The sequence below is a fragment of the Paenibacillus tritici genome (assembly GCF_013204885.1).
Taxonomy (GTDB): Bacteria; Bacillota; Bacilli; order Paenibacillales; family Paenibacillaceae; genus Paenibacillus_AQ; species Paenibacillus_AQ tritici.
Genome location: NZ_JABMKX010000009.1, coordinates 1 through 17,697, shown reverse-complemented (window position 1 = coordinate 17,697; position 17,697 = coordinate 1). Strand labels below are relative to the sequence as shown.

The window sequence follows — 17,697 nt, the reverse complement described above, 5'->3', positions numbered from 1 at the left end:
TATATAGCATATAGGAATCATTCGATATATGCGATAGCTTACATTGTGAAAACCTGCACAAAAACTTAACAAGTTCGTAAAAACTTGGCCGCGTCCGGCCTGTTTTGAGGTGTTATAATGAAAACGGCTGAAAATTCATAAAATTTTACTTATTTTCACGAAAGAAGATGACAACATGGACGAGGGGTTACAGGACCGCCTTGAGAAATTTGGATTATCCCTATATATGATACGGATTACGCTTGCTGCTTCACTCTCCTGGCTGGCGGTACACAGCATTTATGGAGACGGATATCTGTACTTCGCGCCGCTTGCGGCGATTCTGATCACCCAGAGCAGTGTCAAAGCCTCTCTCGAAAAAGGGGTCTACCGCCTGCTCGGCATTGTCCTCGGCGGAATCGTCAGCCTGGTTGTGGGCCAGTTCTTCGATGTAGGCGCGCTCTCCATCCTGCTGATGCTGCTGATCGGCATAGGAGTGGCCACGGCCTGCCGGATTAATATTCAGGCGGTCTCACAGGTCGGCGTAACTTCGGTTCTCGCTCTCACCTTCTATCATGACCAATATATCGTCTGGAGAGTCGCAGAGACGCTGATCGGTGTGCTGATTGCCCTGATCATCAATATGATTATCGTTCCGCCCAAGGGGTTCGTCAAGGTCAAGAGCTTGGCGCTGAAGGGCAGCCTGACCTTGTCCGATGCCTTAACCGGCCTCGCCGCAGGCGGCCGGGAGGCCGCGCAGGCATTGGCCGCGCTGAAGTCTTCCGGCGAACTGCTGAAGAAGAGCGACCGGCTGCAGAAGGAGATGCACTACACTGTGTCACACTACCAGTGCCGCAAGGAGCTTGGCACGCTGTCACAGGCTACCTCTCATCTCCTTAAGGTGCATGTCTACGTGAAGGGCATTGCCGAAGAGATCTCCCTGCTGCCGGCCCATTATGCGGCTTCCGACTGGATGCTGGAGGTTGTAACGGCGACGGCAGACTGCATTGCCCTCTACGGCACCCGGACGTTATCGGATGCCGACTGCGGCGGGCGTTCACTCCCCGAGAGTCTGCGCCGCGCCCGCGATGTGCAGCTGGCCTGGTTCTCAGAGCTGCAGGGTCAATGCCCGCTCGCCGCATTCCGTGATCTCGGAGCGGTGTTCTCTCATCTGAACCGGATTCTCGAAGAGATTGAACGTGCCGATTACGCGGCCCTTTCAACTGCACCGCAGCAAGCAAAGGCACAGCCTGCGCGCGCCATCCAATTCATACAAAAGGGACTCTTCCACAAGCTATAAGCTTGGGAGGGTCCCTTTTTTTGGTGCAGGTTGGTGCAGATCAGTGATAGTTGTAAAATGTACAATTAAAAACAGCAAAAAGGCCGGCTTGCCTCTGATAACTGTAGTCCGTACAACTAAATCTGCCTGTAAGTGTTGAAGAATCAGCCGATTCAGTTGTACAAAGTGCAATTAAGCATACCGAATATACCGAAATACAAGCGGAAACGGCTTTGGCGTCTTGCAAAGGACGGCATTGGTTTCAGCGGGCATGAACAGCTTGAATCCACACCGCTTTACATGCACATCAAATCGCCCCGCAAGCCATACTCCTGCTTGCGGGGCGTTCGCACGCTCCCACAGGAGCCGCCATTCAATGCACGGGCAAATATCTCCAGCCCCCGTACGCCGTAATATTCTCGGCTCCGGCCGCGGCATACCCTTCACAGATGAAGCCAGTCACTTCCCGGCCGTCCGCAAGTGTCACCCGCCCCAGGCCCAGCGGGGCAGGAATGAGCGACGCGAACGATCCCAGCGATGCCACCGGCATCTGCCACAGCTCCAGCTCGACACTGCCTCCCCCTGCCGCTTGTCTGAGCAGGCCGGGCTTGGGCGGCACGGTCTGGAGCTTGACCAGTTCATAGCAAGGGGCTGTCCTTGCCTCCTGCCAGAACCGGGCACCATGCTCCAGCATCTGCTTCTCCAGCGGGAAGCCGCGCATATGAAGCCCGCAGACAGCCAGGGTGATCATGCCGGGAGGTACAGCATCATCAGCAGCATTATCCGCAGCCCCTTCCGCCGAGCCGCTCTCTGCCAGCAACTGAGCACCTGCTCCGGCAAGCAGATGCTCACTGTCCGCCAGAGCGAACAGCGTAATGCCGAAGGGCAGCCCTTCGGCCGCCTCCCCGGCAGGAAGCGCCACGGCTGACAGATCGAGCAGATTGCAGTGATTGGTATAACGCCCCATATCGGAGTTGGCTCCTACCGGATTGACGGCTACCTGCTCACGCTTCCAGGTTCCGCCGCAGGTCGGCAGCACCAGCACGGCATCCCTCAGCAGCACCTCCGCTTCCCGCTTATAGCGCTGCAGCCGGTGCATCGCCTGGAACAGGCCCGCTGCGGTATGACGTTCCGCTGCCCCGGACGACAGGATAGACTCCGTTACCGGCAGCACAGCTTCCCGGTGCTTCGTTACGAATTCACCCAGTCCGGCCCAGCGCTCGGCTACCCATGGGCCATCGTACAGAATTGACGCCGCTTCGGAGAACAGCGTACAGTCCACCCGTTCAACGGGCAGCCCCAATGCCTGTACTGCGGCTTCAGCCCGTTCCCAGGCCTGACGGTAGTCGTCCGCATGGGGACCATAGAAGTCAGGCGGCGCTTCCGGCAGCAGCAGCTTCGCCGGCAGACCGGCAGGCTGGAGCTTAACGGAACGCGACCAGGGATCGGCTTCATCGAAGCCGCGCGCCGCACGGTCCACCGCGAGCGCATCCTCCAGATTGTGCGCAAACACCGTGACACAATCCAGACTGGCACAGGCCGGGACTACGCCGCGCACCGGCCAGGCGCCCAGGCTGGGCTTATAGCCGACCAGCCCGTTCAGCGCGGCAGGCACACGGCCCGAGCCGGCGGTATCGGTGCCCAGGCTGAACACAGCCTGGCCCCGGGCAACGGCAACGGCTGAACCGGCACTGGAGCCGCCGCTGATGTATTCCGGGCGCAGGGCGTTATGCGTCTCGCCGTAAGGGCTGCGCACCCCGACCAGCCCGGTGGCGAACTGGTCGAGATTGCTTTTGCCGACAGGGATCGCTCCTGCAGCCACTAATCTTGCCACAACCGCCGCGTCCTGATCCGGCAGATAAGCGAACTCGGGACATGCCGCCGTTGTGGGCAGGCCCTTAACATCAATGTTATCCTTCACCGCGAACGGAATTCCCCACAGCGGGTACTCCTGCGGATTCATCGCGCTGAGTGCCTCAAGATACGGACGGATCTGCGCATCGGCAGGCGACTCAATCCAGATGTTCATTGCCTTATCGCGTGCAGCGCGGCGGATGATCTCGCGGATCACCTGCTCCGGGTCCAGCGCGCCGCTCAAATACCGTCTGCGCAGCCAACCGGCGGTCAGCTTCGCAGGCCATTCTGTTGTCGCCATCATTAGGCTTCATCTCCTTCTCTGCGCATCGGCACGCAACCTGCGGCCTTTGCCCATCTCATGCAGCTTAAGCGCAAGCTGCAGCTCCAGCATATCGTCACCGTCATCCTGGCTTAGCCCCAGCAGCTCACAGGCCCGGTCTATCCGGTAAGTAACCGTATTATAATGAGTGAACAATTCGGCTGACGTCCGTTTGATATTGCGATTGCATTTGAAATAGAGCTGGAGGGTCAGCAGCAGAGAAGCATTATGCTTGCTGTCATACTCCAGCAGCGGAGCTACATACTGGTCTCTGTACTCGCTGATCTCCGCCAGCTCCGGCAGATGGTACAGCAGCCGGAAGACACCCAGCTTCCGGTAGTCCACATAAGCTCCGCTGTAGCCGCTGATCTGGCGGATGCGGGCGATTTTGCGCGAGGACTCATAGCTGAACCGCACCTGGTCGGGACCTTCCGCAGGGTCGCCGATACAGAAGGCACAGGTCTCGCTTACGAATACCCGGTTCATCTCAGCCAGCAGGCGTCCCAGCGTCTCTTCGAGCGGAAGCTCCGGCTGATCGGGCACCGTCAGGACCAGCTCCCCTTCCAGGATGGTCAGCTTCACATGCTGGAGGTCCGCCCGGGCGCGCACCCGCTTCACCACCTGCTGCAGCTGCTTAAGCTCCGGCTGAGCCTCCAGCCAGCCGACGGTAACGGCGCGCAGGGGGCGCTCAGGAAGCGGGCAGCCGCACGCTTCGCCCCGCAGCTTCAGATCCTCGGCTGCGGCGATCCGGCCGCTGATCCAGTCCTGCAGGAACTGGTCGACATATTTCAGTTCAACCTCCCGGCGGGCACCGGCATTAATCATCTCCAGCCCGACCAGCACGCCGACCCGGTCAATGGTTAACTGGTCCACTACCGACAGCTCGCGGTTCCACTCCAGCAGCACCAGCAGGCATTGATCCGCACCCTTGTCATTGACTGCCGAGACGTAGGCGCGTATGCGCCGCTCCCCGACCGTCAGGAAGGTAATGCCGAGGCTGCCTTCCTGGCGCAGCTGCATCCATGCCGGGAGCTGCTCTGCCAGCTCCAGCGCCTCTGCCTGCGGAGAACAGAAGACCTGATCGGTATCATCCAGCAGGAAGACCGGATTATGCAGCATACCGTCCAGCGTCAACAGGAAATCCTCAATGCCATCGCCATGGAGAAGCTGCTTGGACAGCTTTTGGAAGCGGCTCTGCAGTTGGGACAGCTCCCTGGCCTCCTGCACCAGCACCCGTTCCATAATGTCGCGCACTACATCGGAGAACGAGGTAGCGGCCGGCAGCTCGAAGATCGGGAAGTCCAGCTGATCCGCCAGCTCCAGTGCCCGTGCCGGAACCTCGGCAATATAACGTTTCGTCTTGATCCCCAGCGCCGATACGCCCTTCTGGTTCAACTGGGGAATTATCTCGGCGAGCAGCTCGGGCTGGTCATGAAAAGGGAAACCGCTGGTAATCAGAAATTCCCCCGGCCGCACCCAGTCAATCACATCGGGAACCTCCATCACGTTGACCCGGTTAATATAACGCCCGAGACCGCCCGCCCCGGCCAGCAGGACCGCCTCTTTCAGATCGGGAATCAGCAGGATATCGCTGCAGGTCAAACCGGTGATTACATTGCTGCCCATGGCTCCGCCGCCTTTGCTATAGCTTGGAAGAATAGATATCCTCGATCAGAGTGGTGCCAAAAAAGCAGTTCGCCGGCACATCCGTCTCCGCCGGTACAAAAATACTGATCTGCTCGGACGGCGAATCGCCTGTATTCCTTACCGAATGGACTACGCCCGCAGGCACGTGGAAGGTATCCCCGGCCCGGTAGCTGTACCATTCCTCCCCGCAGAGCAGCTTGACCTCGCCCACGGTAATATGGATGATCTCCACTACATCATGATAGTGCGGCAACACCTGGCCGCCGATACCCAGCTTCTCCCACAGAATCGAGCTCATCCGGATACCCAGGCGGTCCGCCTGCTCTGCCGAGACAATCTCCCGGTGATACAGCTCGATGTGATTCGGCATTAACTCCCAGGTCATGTCCGCAGCACTCAGCACTTCCGTTTCCTGTGTATGCATAGTTCATTCCTCCATGATGTATAAGTTATATATTTGTAAAAAGCCTGCTATCTGCGGCGGAAGACAGCCGCTACCGGCCCTCCGCCCTTCGGTCCCTGATGCTCGCCCCCGCCGGATACGTAGATCATCGGATCGCCGCCGACATAAGCAAGCACACCGCCGACCACGGCCCGCGCATGGCGGGTATGATTAATGTCGGAGTCATCCAGCATGATATGGCGCCGTCCGCGGATCACTCCGTCCGGGTCTGCTTCAGCCTTGGCAAGCACCTGCACCAGCTCTTCACCGGGATACCGGTCCAGCAGCCCTTGCAGTGCCGCGCCGTCGATAGCATCCTGCATGACCGCATGGTCGATGTGATACTGGCCTTCCGCAGACTGCGAGTTGCCGAACACAATCACTTCACAACAAGCGAGCTCACTGCCCGCCGAGGTGGACGCCACCCGGCTGAATTTATCCCAGTTCACGCCGATCTCTTCTTCCCTTAAGGCCGAACGCTCCACTTCACCCAGCGCGGCGGCAGCCCCCAGTGCAGAGGCCCCTCTGGAATACCCCATGGATTTGTAGGTATCCTCTGTCACGAGCGATACCTGACGGCTGTGCGCGTCATAGATCTGCTCTGCGGTAAGCAGCGGACACTTGATTTGCACAAAATGCACATCCTGAAGCGAAGTAATTCCGGCATCCCGGACCGCCCGGGCCACCGCCTCCGCCACGGCGTCTACTTGACTGAGCCGTCCCAGCTCCTCCGGCAGGAAGTCCCGGGTTCTGGCGACGCCGATGGCAAGTGATTTCGGACCACCGGTAATTAGGCCCTGCTCCTGATCCTGCGACTGATCCTGATCCCGTTCCCGCTCCGATGCCAGTCCCGCCTGTCCGCTGCGGCTGATGACCGTGAAGTGCGGACTGAGTACGCCTTCCGTTCCGCCTGACATCACATAAGAGATGTCCGCAGCCCCTCCCTTTACCGCTCCGGCAAAGAAGTCCTTCAGGGCCATAACGGCATACCCCCTCGTGAAATCATTGACGCAGCCGTTACCCTCGGTCTTCCCCAGCACAGCTACGACTTCTTCCGGGCGGAACAGCCCCTCTTCGGCCGATGCCTTCAGGCCGGACATGTCATGCGGTGCACCTGCGGGAATTTTGATCACTGAGCACTTCATCATAGATCCTCACTCCTTGTCCAGAAAATAACCTTCTTCTCCAGCAGTCCGATACACCAGAACAGCAGCAGACCGCACAGCGCCGAAGCAATAATGGCCGAGAACATCACCGGAGTGTCCATATGATAAGAGGAGACAAGCACTACATAACCCAGTCCCTTATTGGCTCCGACAAATTCGCCGACAATCGCTCCGACAATGGCCAGCGAGGTGGAGATTTTCAGTGCGGAGAAGATATAAGGCAGGCTGGTGGGCAGGCGCAGCTTCCAGAAGATTTCGCTCTTCGTCCCTTTATAGGTGGAGAACAGCTCCCAGGCTTCGTATTCAATGGCCTTAAGACCTTTGACACTGTTCACCAGAATCGGGAAAAAGCAGATCAGCATCGAGGCAATCACCTTCGAGGTATATCCGGTCCCCATCCACACTACCAGCAGCGGCGCCAGCGCCACCAGCGGGGTAGTCTTAAGGGCGATAGCGAGCGGGAACATCCCCTTCTCGATCGGCTTGGAATGGACAAAAATAACCGCAGTCGCAAGACCAAGTATGTTCGCAAGGATGAATCCGGTCAGGGATTCGCCCAGCGTAACCAGCGTATGCGACCATAACGAGCCGTCGATGGCCGATACGACCTGGGTGGGAGCAGGCAGCAGATACATTGGAACCGAGAGGAGCCGTACCGCCAGCTCCCACAGCAGCAGGAAGCCGAGCGCGAACGTGACCGGGTACAGGCTGTCTTTGATTCTCGCCGTCATAGCCGTCATAAGTGCTTCACCCGCTTTCTCAATTCCTTGACCGTCCGGTGGAATTCCGGCAGCTCTTCCATACCCGCTTCACGCGGCGATGGCAGCGCCACCGGAATAATATCGGTCACACCGGCGGGCCGGGGGGACATCATGACCACCCGGTCTGACAGCAGCGCGGATTCATGAATCGAATGGGTCACCATGACAATGCTGCTAAGACTGGTCTCCGGGCTCTCCCACAGCCGCAGCAGCTCGAAGTTCAGCTTCTCGCGGGTCAGCTCATCCAGCGCACCGAACGGCTCATCCATCAGCAGCACGGTCGGATCGGCAGCCAAGGCCCGGGCAATCGCCGCCCGCTGCTGCATACCTCCGCTGAGCTGATGCGGGAAGTGATTCAGGTAATCCTGCAAGCCGACGAGACGCAGGGCGCTTTCCGCTTTGTCCCGCGCCTCCCCTTTGCTGAATTTCTTCTCGCCCAGCTCAAGGGGCAGCATGACATTCTGGAGTGCACTGAGCCACGGCATCAGGACAGGCTTTTGGAAGACCATGCCGAGGGACAGATCCGGGGAGGAATACGCAACCTCCCCGCCTGCTTCCGGGCTTAACAGCCGCAGCATCAGCCGCAGTGTCGTTGATTTCCCGCAGCCGCTCGGTCCGAGAATGGAAATGAATTCATTGCGGTAGACATCAAGACTGACCTTATCAAGTACAGGCACATTGCCGAAGGACAGGGAGCAATTGCGTAAGGAGAGCATCGTTTCCCTGGTACCGGGATTCTGCACAGAAGCCGAATCCATCTGTTCTTTCATCGCTGTCGTCATACGGGTTCCTCCTTATTTCAAGTACTCGTTGGTGAACAATGAGCCCAGATCCTGGCCCTTTTTCACAAAGCCCAGGTCAATCAGATTCTGCTGCAATGTCTCCCAGGCTGTCTCTTCCATCGAGCCCAGCGGAAGCTTCTCCGGCAGAAGCAGCGGGATACTGGCCTTCATCATGCTGACCTCATGCTTCAGATCAAGCTTTTCTCCGTATTTCAGGCCGAATTCCGCCGCTTCCTCAGGGTGATCCAGCGCATAATCCCAGCCCTTCATGGAGGCCTGCACGAAGCTGCGGACCATGTCCGGGTCTTTTTTGATCACAGACTCGGTGGTGAAGAGGGTGTCAGCATAGAAATTGATGCCATAGTCGTTCGGGTCAATAATATTGACCTCCTTGCCCTGCTCCTGCACAGCCAGCACTTCATTAATTACATATCCGGGCCAGGCTTTGACTTGACCGGTCAACAGCGGACTGAGGTCATATTTGATCGGCATCTCTTCAATTTGCGAAGTGTCGATGCCCGCGCTTTTCTCCATGGCACGGAAGGTCAGCTCTTCGTTGCCGCCCAGCTTGATGCCTACCTTCTGGCCGACCAGATCCTCCATCGTCTTAATGCCCGATTCTTTAAGCGCGAACATGACGAACGGGGTTTTGCGGTATATCGCGGACAACGCTTGGACCGGGACGCCCTTCTCTCTGGCGATGACAATCTGGTCGGCACCGGTTACCCCGAATTCCTCACTGCCCGAAGCCACCATCTGCACCGCAGGGAAATCCGCGCCCCCCGGCCGAATCTCCACATCCAGCCCCGCTTCCTTATAGAAGCCTTTTTCAACTGCGGTATAGAATCCGGCGAACTGTGCCTGGTGAATCCACTTCAGCCTGAGTACAACCTTCTTCAGCTCACCGGAGCTGCCTGCTCCCTGTCCCTCAGCCTTGCCGGTCTCTGAATGATTGCCGCAGGCTGTGATGAGCAGCATCAGTGAAGTAAGCAGGATGAGCGCTTTAGATCTGGACTTGTTCCACATGGTGATTCCCCCGTTTATGATGTTATTTGGACTATTAATATTGCTCCAGCGCCTTCAGCACCGCTTGTGAATCACTCACACTTCCGAAGACACCGCCCTGCATTTGGACCATACTCAGCGCCGCCAGGTGATTGGCCTCATCCGTAGCCCCCGTGCAATCCTCCAGGATCAGACACTCGTACCCGCGGTCATTGGCTTCCCGCATCGTTGTGTGTACACAGACATCCGTCGTGATTCCGGTCAGAATCAGGTGGGTAATCCCTTTATTCTTCAATATCAGATCCAGGTCTGTAGCATAAAAACTGCCTTTGCCCGGCTTATCGACAATGTACTCTCCCGGTACAGGTGCCAGTTCATCAATGATCTGCCAGCCGCGCTCACCCCGGACAAGGATCCGTCCCGCCGGTCCTTCTGAACCGATCTCGGCACCGATTTGCTTGCTGCGCCAACGTTTATTGGCCGGCAGATCGGACAAATCCGGCTTATGCCCCTCCCGGGTATGGATCACAGTGAACCCTGGAATCTCCCGGATGCGGGCCAGCAGCCGCGAGATGGGCTGAATTGCTCTTGCAGTTAAAGAGAGGTCATAGCCCATTCTTTCCACGTACCCGCCTGTGCCGCAAAAATCCGTCTGCATGTCGATAATCATCAGTGCCGTCTTCGCCGGGTCCATAGCGCCGTCATAGGGCCAAATGTATGGTGATGCTGAAATCTGCATGGTTCATGCTCCCCTCCCGAGTTTTCTGCTTTGATTAATGTTATGTTTGTTGACATAATGATCATCCGTCTTGCTATGTGTTAGATTATATTACAACATTTTTATCGTGTCTTCGTTTTTATTACGAATTATTATACGTTTTGTTTGTGTTTTTTCACATATATAACATGCACATCACACGATGGCTTCTGATTAGACCTGCCTCCACCCTTGAATACCATTTAGCCCCACGCCAAAAAAGGCCGCCCAAGACAACAGCCTCAGACGCCCTACGCAAATCACGCTATTCAAGATTTAATTATTCACGAATTTCTCCCATAAGCTGTAAACGCTGGGAAACCAGTTTTCTTGAAATATAATCTATTTCCACTTGTCGAAATAGGGCTGCACATTTTAAGATTTTTGATAAATAGGCATAATATAGTTGAAAAATAGCTCTTTAAGTACTAGAATTAAGCTTGTTTGCAGAAGTTAATGCAACACAGGAACTAGTGATGACTCTTTTTGTCGATTACAGTCGACCAAGCAGAAGGGACTTCAACTATAATATATAGAAGAAACAAATCGCCTCATACAGAGTGTATATCATTGATCTATTTCTAAAGGCAAACTTCCCGAAAGGGCAGGACGCAAAGCCATGGGCCTAAGAACGCCAAGAGTCGCGTTTAGGGTCGCCAGGCTGCCAATAGAGACCACTTAAGCCAGCTCTCACCGGGAAGCCCTCCCAGGCTTTATGATGTTCTTTTTCTGTACGAATGCCATTGATTATACGAAAAAAAGTGAGGTAACGACCATGCCGCAACAGTTTATCGAACCAAACCGATATGAATTTGTGGAGTCCTTAATGCTTGAACGTAACGGTCTCCTGGATTCATTCTCTGTAGAGGGCCGAGCTTCTGACGGGGCAAATGGAGATAAGAATGGAATCATCCTCGTGCAGAACAACCAGATATTCATCACTCCCCCGCTGCCCGGCGGCGCTCCCGCCCGGATCTCTGCTATTCACCCTGTTATACTGAAGATTAACTGGAAGACCGTTACAGAACCGACCGAAGTGACCAAGGCAGATTATATTACCTGGGAGATTTGCGAGAAGCCCCAGTATCAGATTACAGTTTCACCCGACAAGCTGAAGGTCTACTTCACTTTATACCGTGCTGAGAAGTACGCCTGGAATCTGGTCAACTGCCCTGCTGCCTTCGAGGCGGTAGTCCGTGCCCAGCCCAACCCGGCGGTGCTGCTGTCCACGCTTACCATAGAACAGATTATCGCCTCACTGGATAACCGCTTCATTCTGCGCAACTTGAATATTCCGGCCCTGTACGCGGAACTGGAGAACCCCACCTATCTTCCTGTCTGCATTGCTGAAGGACGGGCCCCGCAGCCCGGCAAGGCATCCCGGCTGGAATTATTGCTGCCGGAGCATACGCTGCAGGGCAACGGGATGCTCCAGGGATGCTCTGCCAAGGAGCCTCGGGATACCCTGGAGTACCTCCGGTTTCCGGGGGCTCCTTTTGCCTTGGAGGGGGAGGTGTTCGCCCGCAAATTGCCGCCCGAAGAAGGAATCCCCGGCTTCGACACTGATGGAAGAGTGCTGCCTCCACCGCCGCCGCAGGATATTTACGTCGCCGCCGGAGATCACGCCCGGCTTCTTCCATGCGGCGATATTGTGGCTATGCACACCGGAAGACCCCGCATCTGCGGAGGCACCGGCAGTGTCAGAAGATGTGACTTCCCGGCAGTCCGTGTGCTGACCAGGGAGATGGCGGGCGCTGCCGGTGAACTATTGTTCGCCGGTGACCTCATTGTAACAGAGGATATCGAAGGCCCGCTGCGGATTGAGGCACTGGGTAATGTGTATGTCTACGGCAGCGTATGCCAATCTACGATTGTAGCAACCGGAAGTATCTATATCAGCGGGCAAGCCACAGGGTGCTGCCTGTACGCCGGTCACCCCGGGGTACAGCAGCACCGCTTGCACTGCCTCTCCAGCCTGCTGCTGACCGAGACGGACGGACTGCGCGAGGCAGCGCGGCAGTTAGCCAAGAATGTAGAATCCCGCCAGCAATCGGTGAAATACGGTCTGGTGGTCATGCTGCTAATAGAAGATAAGTACAGCCATATCGCAGGTCTGATCAGCGATCTGCAAGCTGCGCTTAGCAGTATGAACGGCGAGTTCGGGCCCGGTACGGACCAGCTCCTCCATCTGCTGGAGGTGTTCGTCCATCCAGGATCATTCACCGAGATGATTACGGACAGTGTCCTGGGCAGCTTCTCCAGGCTGCTGCGCAAGCTGGGCGAGGATATTGAACTGCTGCAGGAGGAGCATGTTATTATTAACCTAGCCCGCTCGCAGGGCAGCCTCCTGGAGTCCGGCGGGGAGCTGCTCCTGCGGGAATCTTGCCAGGGCAATAGCTGAAGGAGGGATTATCATGCGATATAACCGTCTGGGGAATAGCGGCCTGCAGGTATCTGCTCTGGGCCTTGGAACCAATTCGTTCGGCAAACGGGCGGATCAGGAGACCTCGGTCCGCATTATTCACGCCGCTATGGATCAGGGAATCAACTTCATTGATACAGCCAATATCTATGCCGGCTCCGAATCGGAGCGGATCATCGGCCTCGCGCTTGAAGGCAGCCGCCATGAGGCAGTGCTGGCGACGAAGGCCGGATTGCCGAAGCATGAAGGGCCCGGCGGCAGCGGCTCTTCGCGCCATCATCTGATGCAGGAGCTGGAGGGCAGCCTGCGCCGCCTGAAGACAGACTATGTGGATCTGTATCAGATCCACACCTTCGATCCCTACACACCGCTGGAAGAAACCCTGCGTACGCTGGATGATATGATCTCAGCAGGCAAGGTCCGCTATATCGGCGCTTCCAATTATGCGGCCTGGGAGCTGATGAAGGCGCTGGGGATCAGCGAAGCCCGCCACTGGGCCAAATATATCTCCATCCAGTGCAGCTATTCACTTGCTGACCGCACCCCCGAAGCGGAGCTGCTTCCGCTGTGTCTCGATCAGGGCCTTGGAATCATCCCTTACTTCCCCTTGGCCGGCGGTATCCTCACCGGCAAATATGCCGGTAGCGGCAATGCCCCTGCCGGTTCCAGAGCGGAGACCGATCCGAACTTCCGCCGCTTCCTTACCCCGGAGCGCATCTCGCTCGGCGGGCAGGTTAGCGCACTGGCGGACGAGCTCGGCACTTCACCTGCGGCGCTGTCTCTGGCCTGGCTGATGAACCGGCCCGCCGTCTCAACGGTGATCGTCGGCGCCACCGGAGTAGAGCAGGTGCAGCATAATCTGCGCAGCCTCTCCATCCTGCCGGATGCGGAAATTCTGGATCAGCTCGATCAGGCCAGCGCCGCCTTCCGCAGCGGCGAACCGTTTGCGGTCTACCGGCTGCCGTAAGCGCTGACGGTGATGGTGACGTTCATATCCATATACAAACAAAGCGAGCCCCCGTATACGGAGACTCGCTTTGTTTGTATTTTGGCTAATGATGAATTTGTATTATACCGCAGCGATGAACCGTTCCATATCTTCCTGTACGGTAGTAATGCCGCCGATACCGAAGGTATCTACCAGGACCTTAGCTACATTAGGCGACAGGAAGGCCGGAAGTGTAGGGCCCAGGTGAATGTTCTTCACGCCCAGATGCAGCAGCGCCAGCAGTACAATCACCGCTTTTTGCTCATACCAGGCAATGTTATAGGAGATCGGAAGATCGTTGATATCCGTAAGACCGAAGACTTCCTTCAGCTTCAGCGCTATGACCACCAGCGAGTAGGAATCATTACACTGGCCGGCATCGAGTACGCGGGGAATGCCGCCGATATCGCCAAGCGCCAGCTTATTATATTTGTATTTGGCACAGCCTGCGGTAAGAATTACAGTATCTCCCGGCAGCTCTGCCGCGAAGTCTGTGTAGTAATTCCGGCTCTTCATCCGTCCGTCACAGCCGGCCATCACGAAGAATTGCTTGATTGCGCCGCTCTTCACAGCTCCGACCACCTGATCCGCAACATTCATCACGGCCGCATGTGCGAAGCCGCCAATAATCTCGCCTGTCTCGATCTCTACCGGAGCGCTGCAGCTCTTGGCCTGCTCAACCAGCACCGAGAAATCCTTCGCGCCATCAGGGCCAGCCGCAATATGCTGAACTCCAGGATAACCCGTGTTGCCTGTGGTGTAGAGCCGGTTCTTGTAGCTCTCTTTCGGCGGCACGATGCAGTTCGTGGTCATCAGAATCGGACCATTGAAGCTATCGAACTCTTCATTCTGCTTCCACCAGGCATTACCGTAGTTGCCCACGAAGTGGCTGTACTTCTTGAACGCCGGATAATAGTGGGCCGGCAGCATCTCACTGTGCGTATACACATCCACTCCGGTACCCTCAGTCTGCTTCAGCAACGCCTCCATATCCTTGAGATCATGTCCGCTGATCAGAATGCCGGGATTCTTGCCCACACCGATATTGACCTTGGTAATCTCCGGGTTGCCGTAAGCCGCCGTGTTCGCACGGTCAAGCAGCGCCATCACATCCACACCGAACTTGCCGCATTCCAGAACCAGTGCCGTCAGCTCGCCGCCGCTCAGATGGTCATCGAGCGCAGCCGTAAGGCCTTTCTCCATAAAAGCATGTGCGCCCGCTTCGTAGAACCCGAGTACAGCGGCATGTTCCATATAGGCTGCCATTCCCTTCAGGCCATACGTCAGCAGCTCGCGCAAGGAACGGATATCCTCATGCTCCGTGGCAAGCACACCCACAGTTGCCGCCTTATCCATCAGTTCTTCATCTGTAACTGCACTCCAGTTCGCTGCGTCATGCTCTGACAAATACGCGACTACTCCGGCATCAGCCACTCTGCTGCGCCAGGTATCCCGCAGGACAAGTCCTTCCCGGACCTTGGCGGTGAAGTGTTCCGGAACAAAGTTGGCATTGGTAATTGTAGCGAACAAGCTCTCTATAATAAATTTCTCTGTCACCGGATCGGTAATCCCCAGCTCACGGCCACTGCGTGCGAAGATGGCAATACCCTTGAGGGTATACACCAGAAGATCCTGCAGCTTGGCTACCTCACTGGTCTTGCCGCATACGCCCTGAATCGTACAACCCGTACCCTTGGCTGCCTCTTGACACTGAAAACAAAACATATCACTCATTACTTCACTCACTCCTTATCATTAATGGGATAGCTGAACGGGACTGCTCTGTGCCTCGCCTTTACAGTTACCAATAATTGTAGTAGACTTTCGTCTATCAATCGGTAACGAATGTTACCGTTTACTATTCATTTGGAGGAAAAGTATGAGACCTGAGCCTGCAACGCTGCAATCCTGCCTGCTCTTTCGCGGAAAGTCCGCAGATGAAATCGAACGGCTGCTGCATACGCTCGCTTACTCCGTCAGTACTTACCGCAAGAACGCTATCATTCTCGCGGAAGGCGATCCGGCGGACCGGCTGGGGATTCTGCTCTCCGGCCGTGTTGAGGTGCAGAAGACGCATCCCACCGGCAGCAGCGTAACCATCGCCCATCTCAAGGAAGGGCAGACTATCGGAGAAGCGGTGTTATTCCGCAGGAATAATGCCGTGCCCGCCACGGTAACGGCCACGGGTCCCTGCAAGATGATGTTCATCGGTAAGCAGGAGCTGCTGAGATTATTCACTGCGGATACCGATATCCTCACCCGCTTCATCGAGAACCTGTCCGAGCGGCTGGTCCTTGTGAACCGGAAGATCGAGAATCTGTCAGCCGGACCGCTGCGCCGCCGCATCGTAGACTTCCTGCTGGAACAGGGAGAGCAGCAGAACTCAGATACGCTGAAGCTTCCCTTCAGCCGCAAAGAATGGGCCGAGCATATGAATACCGCCCGTCCTTCGTTGTCCCGGGAGCTTGGATTCCTGCGTGATCAGGGCTGGATCACGTTCAAGGGCAATGAGATCACTCTGCTGAACCGGAGCCGGATGGAAGATTACATCCAGAGCCTGCCTTCCTCGGCAGGCAACCTCTAGGTCCATTGCCGTAGCACATCCCATTACGATTTCCTATAGATTTAGATAAGGAGGCTATCATCATGCTGCCGTTCACCGCACAACAGATTGACCAGCTTCTGGCTGAGCATAGACAATGGTTCGCCAGCGGAATCACGAGAACTGCAGGCTTCCGGCTGGAGCAGCTTCAGAAGCTGAAGGACGCCATCAAACGCAGCGAAGCGCGGATTATAGCCGCGCTGAACCAGGATCTGCATAAGAGTGAGTTCGAGGCTTACGCCACAGAGATTGGATTCACGCTGGACAGTATCGGCTATATGATGAAGCATCTAAGACGCTGGATGAAGCCGGTCAGGGTAGGTTCCCCGCTGCATCTGTTCCCGGCCAGGAGCAGAATCATCGCTGAGCCTTATGGGACGGCACTCATTATCGGCCCTTTCAACTATCCCTTCCAGCTCTTGATTGAACCGCTGATCGGGGCCATTGCGGCCGGCAACTGCGCGGTCCTGAAGCCCTCCGAGAGTACACCGGCTACCTCCGCTGTTATTGAGGACATGATCCGGGAGACCTTTGATCCCGCTTATATCCGGGTGGTGCAGGGGGAGAAAGAGACGACGAATCTGCTGATTCATGCGGTATTCGATTATATTTTTTTCACCGGAAGTGTGCCTGTGGGCAGAATTGTCATGGAGGCGGCTGCGAAGAACCTAGTGCCCGTCACCCTTGAACTGGGCGGCAAAAGTCCCGTAATCGTAGACCGGAGCGCCGACCTGGAGTCCGCCGCGAAACGGATTGTCTGGGGGAAGCTGATCAATGTGGGGCAGACCTGTATTGCGCCTGATTATCTGCTGGTCCACAGCGGGGTGGCAGCGGAGCTGATCGAGCGGATGAAGCGCTGCGTCACCGATTTCTATGGCACCGACATCCGGCATAACACAGACTACGGACGGATCGTGAATAAACGCCAGCTGCGGCGGATCGGGGCTATGCTGGAGCGGGACCGCGAGAAGCTGATTCTCGGCGGGACTGTAATCCCGGAGGAGCTGTATATCGAGCCGTCCCTGATCTATCCGGCGGCCTGGAGCGACGCTTCGATGGAGGATGAAATCTTCGGCCCGGTACTGCCGATTATGGAGTACAACCGGCTTGAGGAGGCCATTCAGAGTATCAATGCCCGTCCCAAGCCGCTCGCCCTATATCTGTTCACCGGAGATAAGCAGGTCGAGCAGCAGGTGATGAGCCAGGTGTCCTTCGGCGGCGGCTGCATTAACGATACCATCTCTCATGTAGCCAGCACCCGGCTGCCGTTCGGCGGTGTGGGGAACTCCGGGATCGGCGGGTATCACGGCAAGTATAGCTTCGACCTGTTCTCCCATCACAAAAGCATTGTTAAGCGAAGCACCCGACTCGATTTCGGGATTGTCTACCCGCCTTACGGCAGCAAGGTCAAGCTGGCGCGGAAGCTGCTGAAGTAGCGCGGAGTGAGACGAATAGCGCCATTGTCACGTGAATTTGCCTCATGAACACATGGCATCTCGGGCTTCAAGTTGCAACAATTACAACACTTTCACTGATGCAGCGTGTATTTAACCAATTAGAATTGGCTGGGGCTGTCCCAAAAGCCATGAAATGGCTGCTTGGGACGGCCCTTTGTTTTGGAGTAAGATCAACGTGGGCACTTGGGTGGACGCTGCGCGAACGGACCGTTATTCCAATCGCTGTGCTCTCCA

General features: G+C 56.4%; 15 protein-coding genes and 1 riboswitch. Of the genes, 6 read left to right on the top strand and 9 right to left on the bottom strand.

Annotation, left to right across the window (positions count from 1 at the left end):
• Nucleotides 1-175 precede the first annotated feature (175 nt).
• On the top strand, nt 176-1,279 hold the full coding sequence (locus HQN87_RS16940; protein ID WP_173135865.1) for an FUSC family protein: 1,104 nt from the start codon (nt 176-178) through the stop codon (nt 1,277-1,279).
• A 352-nt stretch (nt 1,280-1,631) separates the two neighbouring features.
• On the opposite strand, the gene atzF is transcribed toward HQN87_RS16940, so the two are convergent.
• From atzF to biuH, 8 genes are read right to left on the bottom strand one after another with little or no spacing between them, the layout of a single operon-like run.
• Nucleotides 1,632-3,413, bottom strand: coding sequence for an allophanate hydrolase (atzF, locus tag HQN87_RS16935; RefSeq protein WP_173136342.1), 1,782 nt, complete (start codon nt 3,411-3,413; stop codon nt 1,632-1,634).
• Nucleotides 3,414-3,422: 9 nt separating this feature from the next.
• The gene (locus HQN87_RS16930; protein WP_173135863.1) at nt 3,423-5,060 is read right to left on the bottom strand and encodes a PucR family transcriptional regulator; all 1,638 of its coding nucleotides are present in this window, start codon (nt 5,058-5,060) and stop codon (nt 3,423-3,425) included.
• 16 nt (nt 5,061-5,076) lie between these two features.
• The gene (locus tag HQN87_RS16925) at nt 5,077-5,505 is read right to left on the bottom strand and encodes a cupin domain-containing protein (RefSeq protein ID WP_173135861.1); all 429 of its coding nucleotides are present in this window, start codon (nt 5,503-5,505) and stop codon (nt 5,077-5,079) included.
• Nucleotides 5,506-5,552: 47 nt separating this feature from the next.
• Nucleotides 5,553-6,671, bottom strand: a complete 1,119-nt coding sequence (atzD, locus tag HQN87_RS16920) for a cyanuric acid amidohydrolase (RefSeq protein ID WP_216857339.1) — start codon at nt 6,669-6,671, stop codon at nt 5,553-5,555.
• Entirely contained in the window at nt 6,668-7,429 is a 762-nt protein-coding gene (locus HQN87_RS16915; protein ID WP_246553148.1) for an ABC transporter permease, read from the bottom strand. The genes atzD and HQN87_RS16915 overlap by 4 nt, the downstream gene beginning before the upstream one ends.
• Nucleotides 7,426-8,232: an ABC transporter ATP-binding protein gene (locus HQN87_RS16910; RefSeq protein WP_173135859.1), complete on the bottom strand. Its 807-nt coding sequence runs from the start codon at nt 8,230-8,232 to the stop codon at nt 7,426-7,428. The genes HQN87_RS16915 and HQN87_RS16910 overlap by 4 nt, the downstream gene beginning before the upstream one ends.
• A 12-nt stretch (nt 8,233-8,244) precedes the next feature.
• Nucleotides 8,245-9,258 (bottom strand): ABC transporter substrate-binding protein, encoded by a 1,014-nt coding sequence (locus tag HQN87_RS16905; RefSeq protein ID WP_173135857.1) that lies wholly within the window; start codon nt 9,256-9,258, stop codon nt 8,245-8,247.
• A gap of 34 nt (nt 9,259-9,292) precedes the next feature.
• On the bottom strand, nt 9,293-9,976 hold the full coding sequence (gene biuH / locus HQN87_RS16900; protein ID WP_173135855.1) for a biuret amidohydrolase: 684 nt from the start codon (nt 9,974-9,976) through the stop codon (nt 9,293-9,295).
• Nucleotides 9,977-10,570: 594 nt separating this feature from the next.
• Nucleotides 10,571-10,663, top strand: a riboswitch (cyclic di-GMP riboswitch).
• Nucleotides 10,664-10,769: 106 nt separating this feature from the next.
• Here biuH and HQN87_RS16895 point away from each other — a divergent pair.
• Together HQN87_RS16895 and HQN87_RS16890 are read left to right on the top strand one after the other, a co-directional pair.
• Entirely contained in the window at nt 10,770-12,395 is a 1,626-nt protein-coding gene (locus HQN87_RS16895; protein ID WP_173135853.1) for a flagellar assembly protein A, read from the top strand.
• 13 nt (nt 12,396-12,408) lie between these two features.
• Nucleotides 12,409-13,383, top strand: coding sequence for an aldo/keto reductase (locus HQN87_RS16890; RefSeq protein WP_173135851.1), 975 nt, complete (start codon nt 12,409-12,411; stop codon nt 13,381-13,383).
• A 102-nt stretch (nt 13,384-13,485) separates the two neighbouring features.
• Here HQN87_RS16890 and hcp read toward each other — a convergent pair whose 3' ends face one another.
• On the bottom strand, nt 13,486-15,138 hold the full coding sequence (gene hcp, locus HQN87_RS16885; RefSeq protein WP_216857338.1) for a hydroxylamine reductase: 1,653 nt from the start codon (nt 15,136-15,138) through the stop codon (nt 13,486-13,488).
• Nucleotides 15,139-15,283: 145 nt separating this feature from the next.
• Here hcp and HQN87_RS16880 point away from each other — a divergent pair, with 145 nt between their 5' ends.
• The 3 genes from HQN87_RS16880 to HQN87_RS32080 form a co-directional block, all read left to right on the top strand.
• Nucleotides 15,284-15,988 (top strand): Crp/Fnr family transcriptional regulator, encoded by a 705-nt coding sequence (locus HQN87_RS16880; RefSeq protein ID WP_173135849.1) that lies wholly within the window; start codon nt 15,284-15,286, stop codon nt 15,986-15,988.
• Nucleotides 15,989-16,050: 62 nt separating this feature from the next.
• Nucleotides 16,051-17,442: an aldehyde dehydrogenase gene (locus HQN87_RS16875; RefSeq protein ID WP_173135847.1), complete on the top strand. Its 1,392-nt coding sequence runs from the start codon at nt 16,051-16,053 to the stop codon at nt 17,440-17,442.
• 44 nt (nt 17,443-17,486) lie between these two features.
• The coding region (locus tag HQN87_RS32080; RefSeq protein ID WP_216857337.1) for a hypothetical protein at nt 17,487-17,697 on the top strand (211 nt) is incomplete at its 3' end.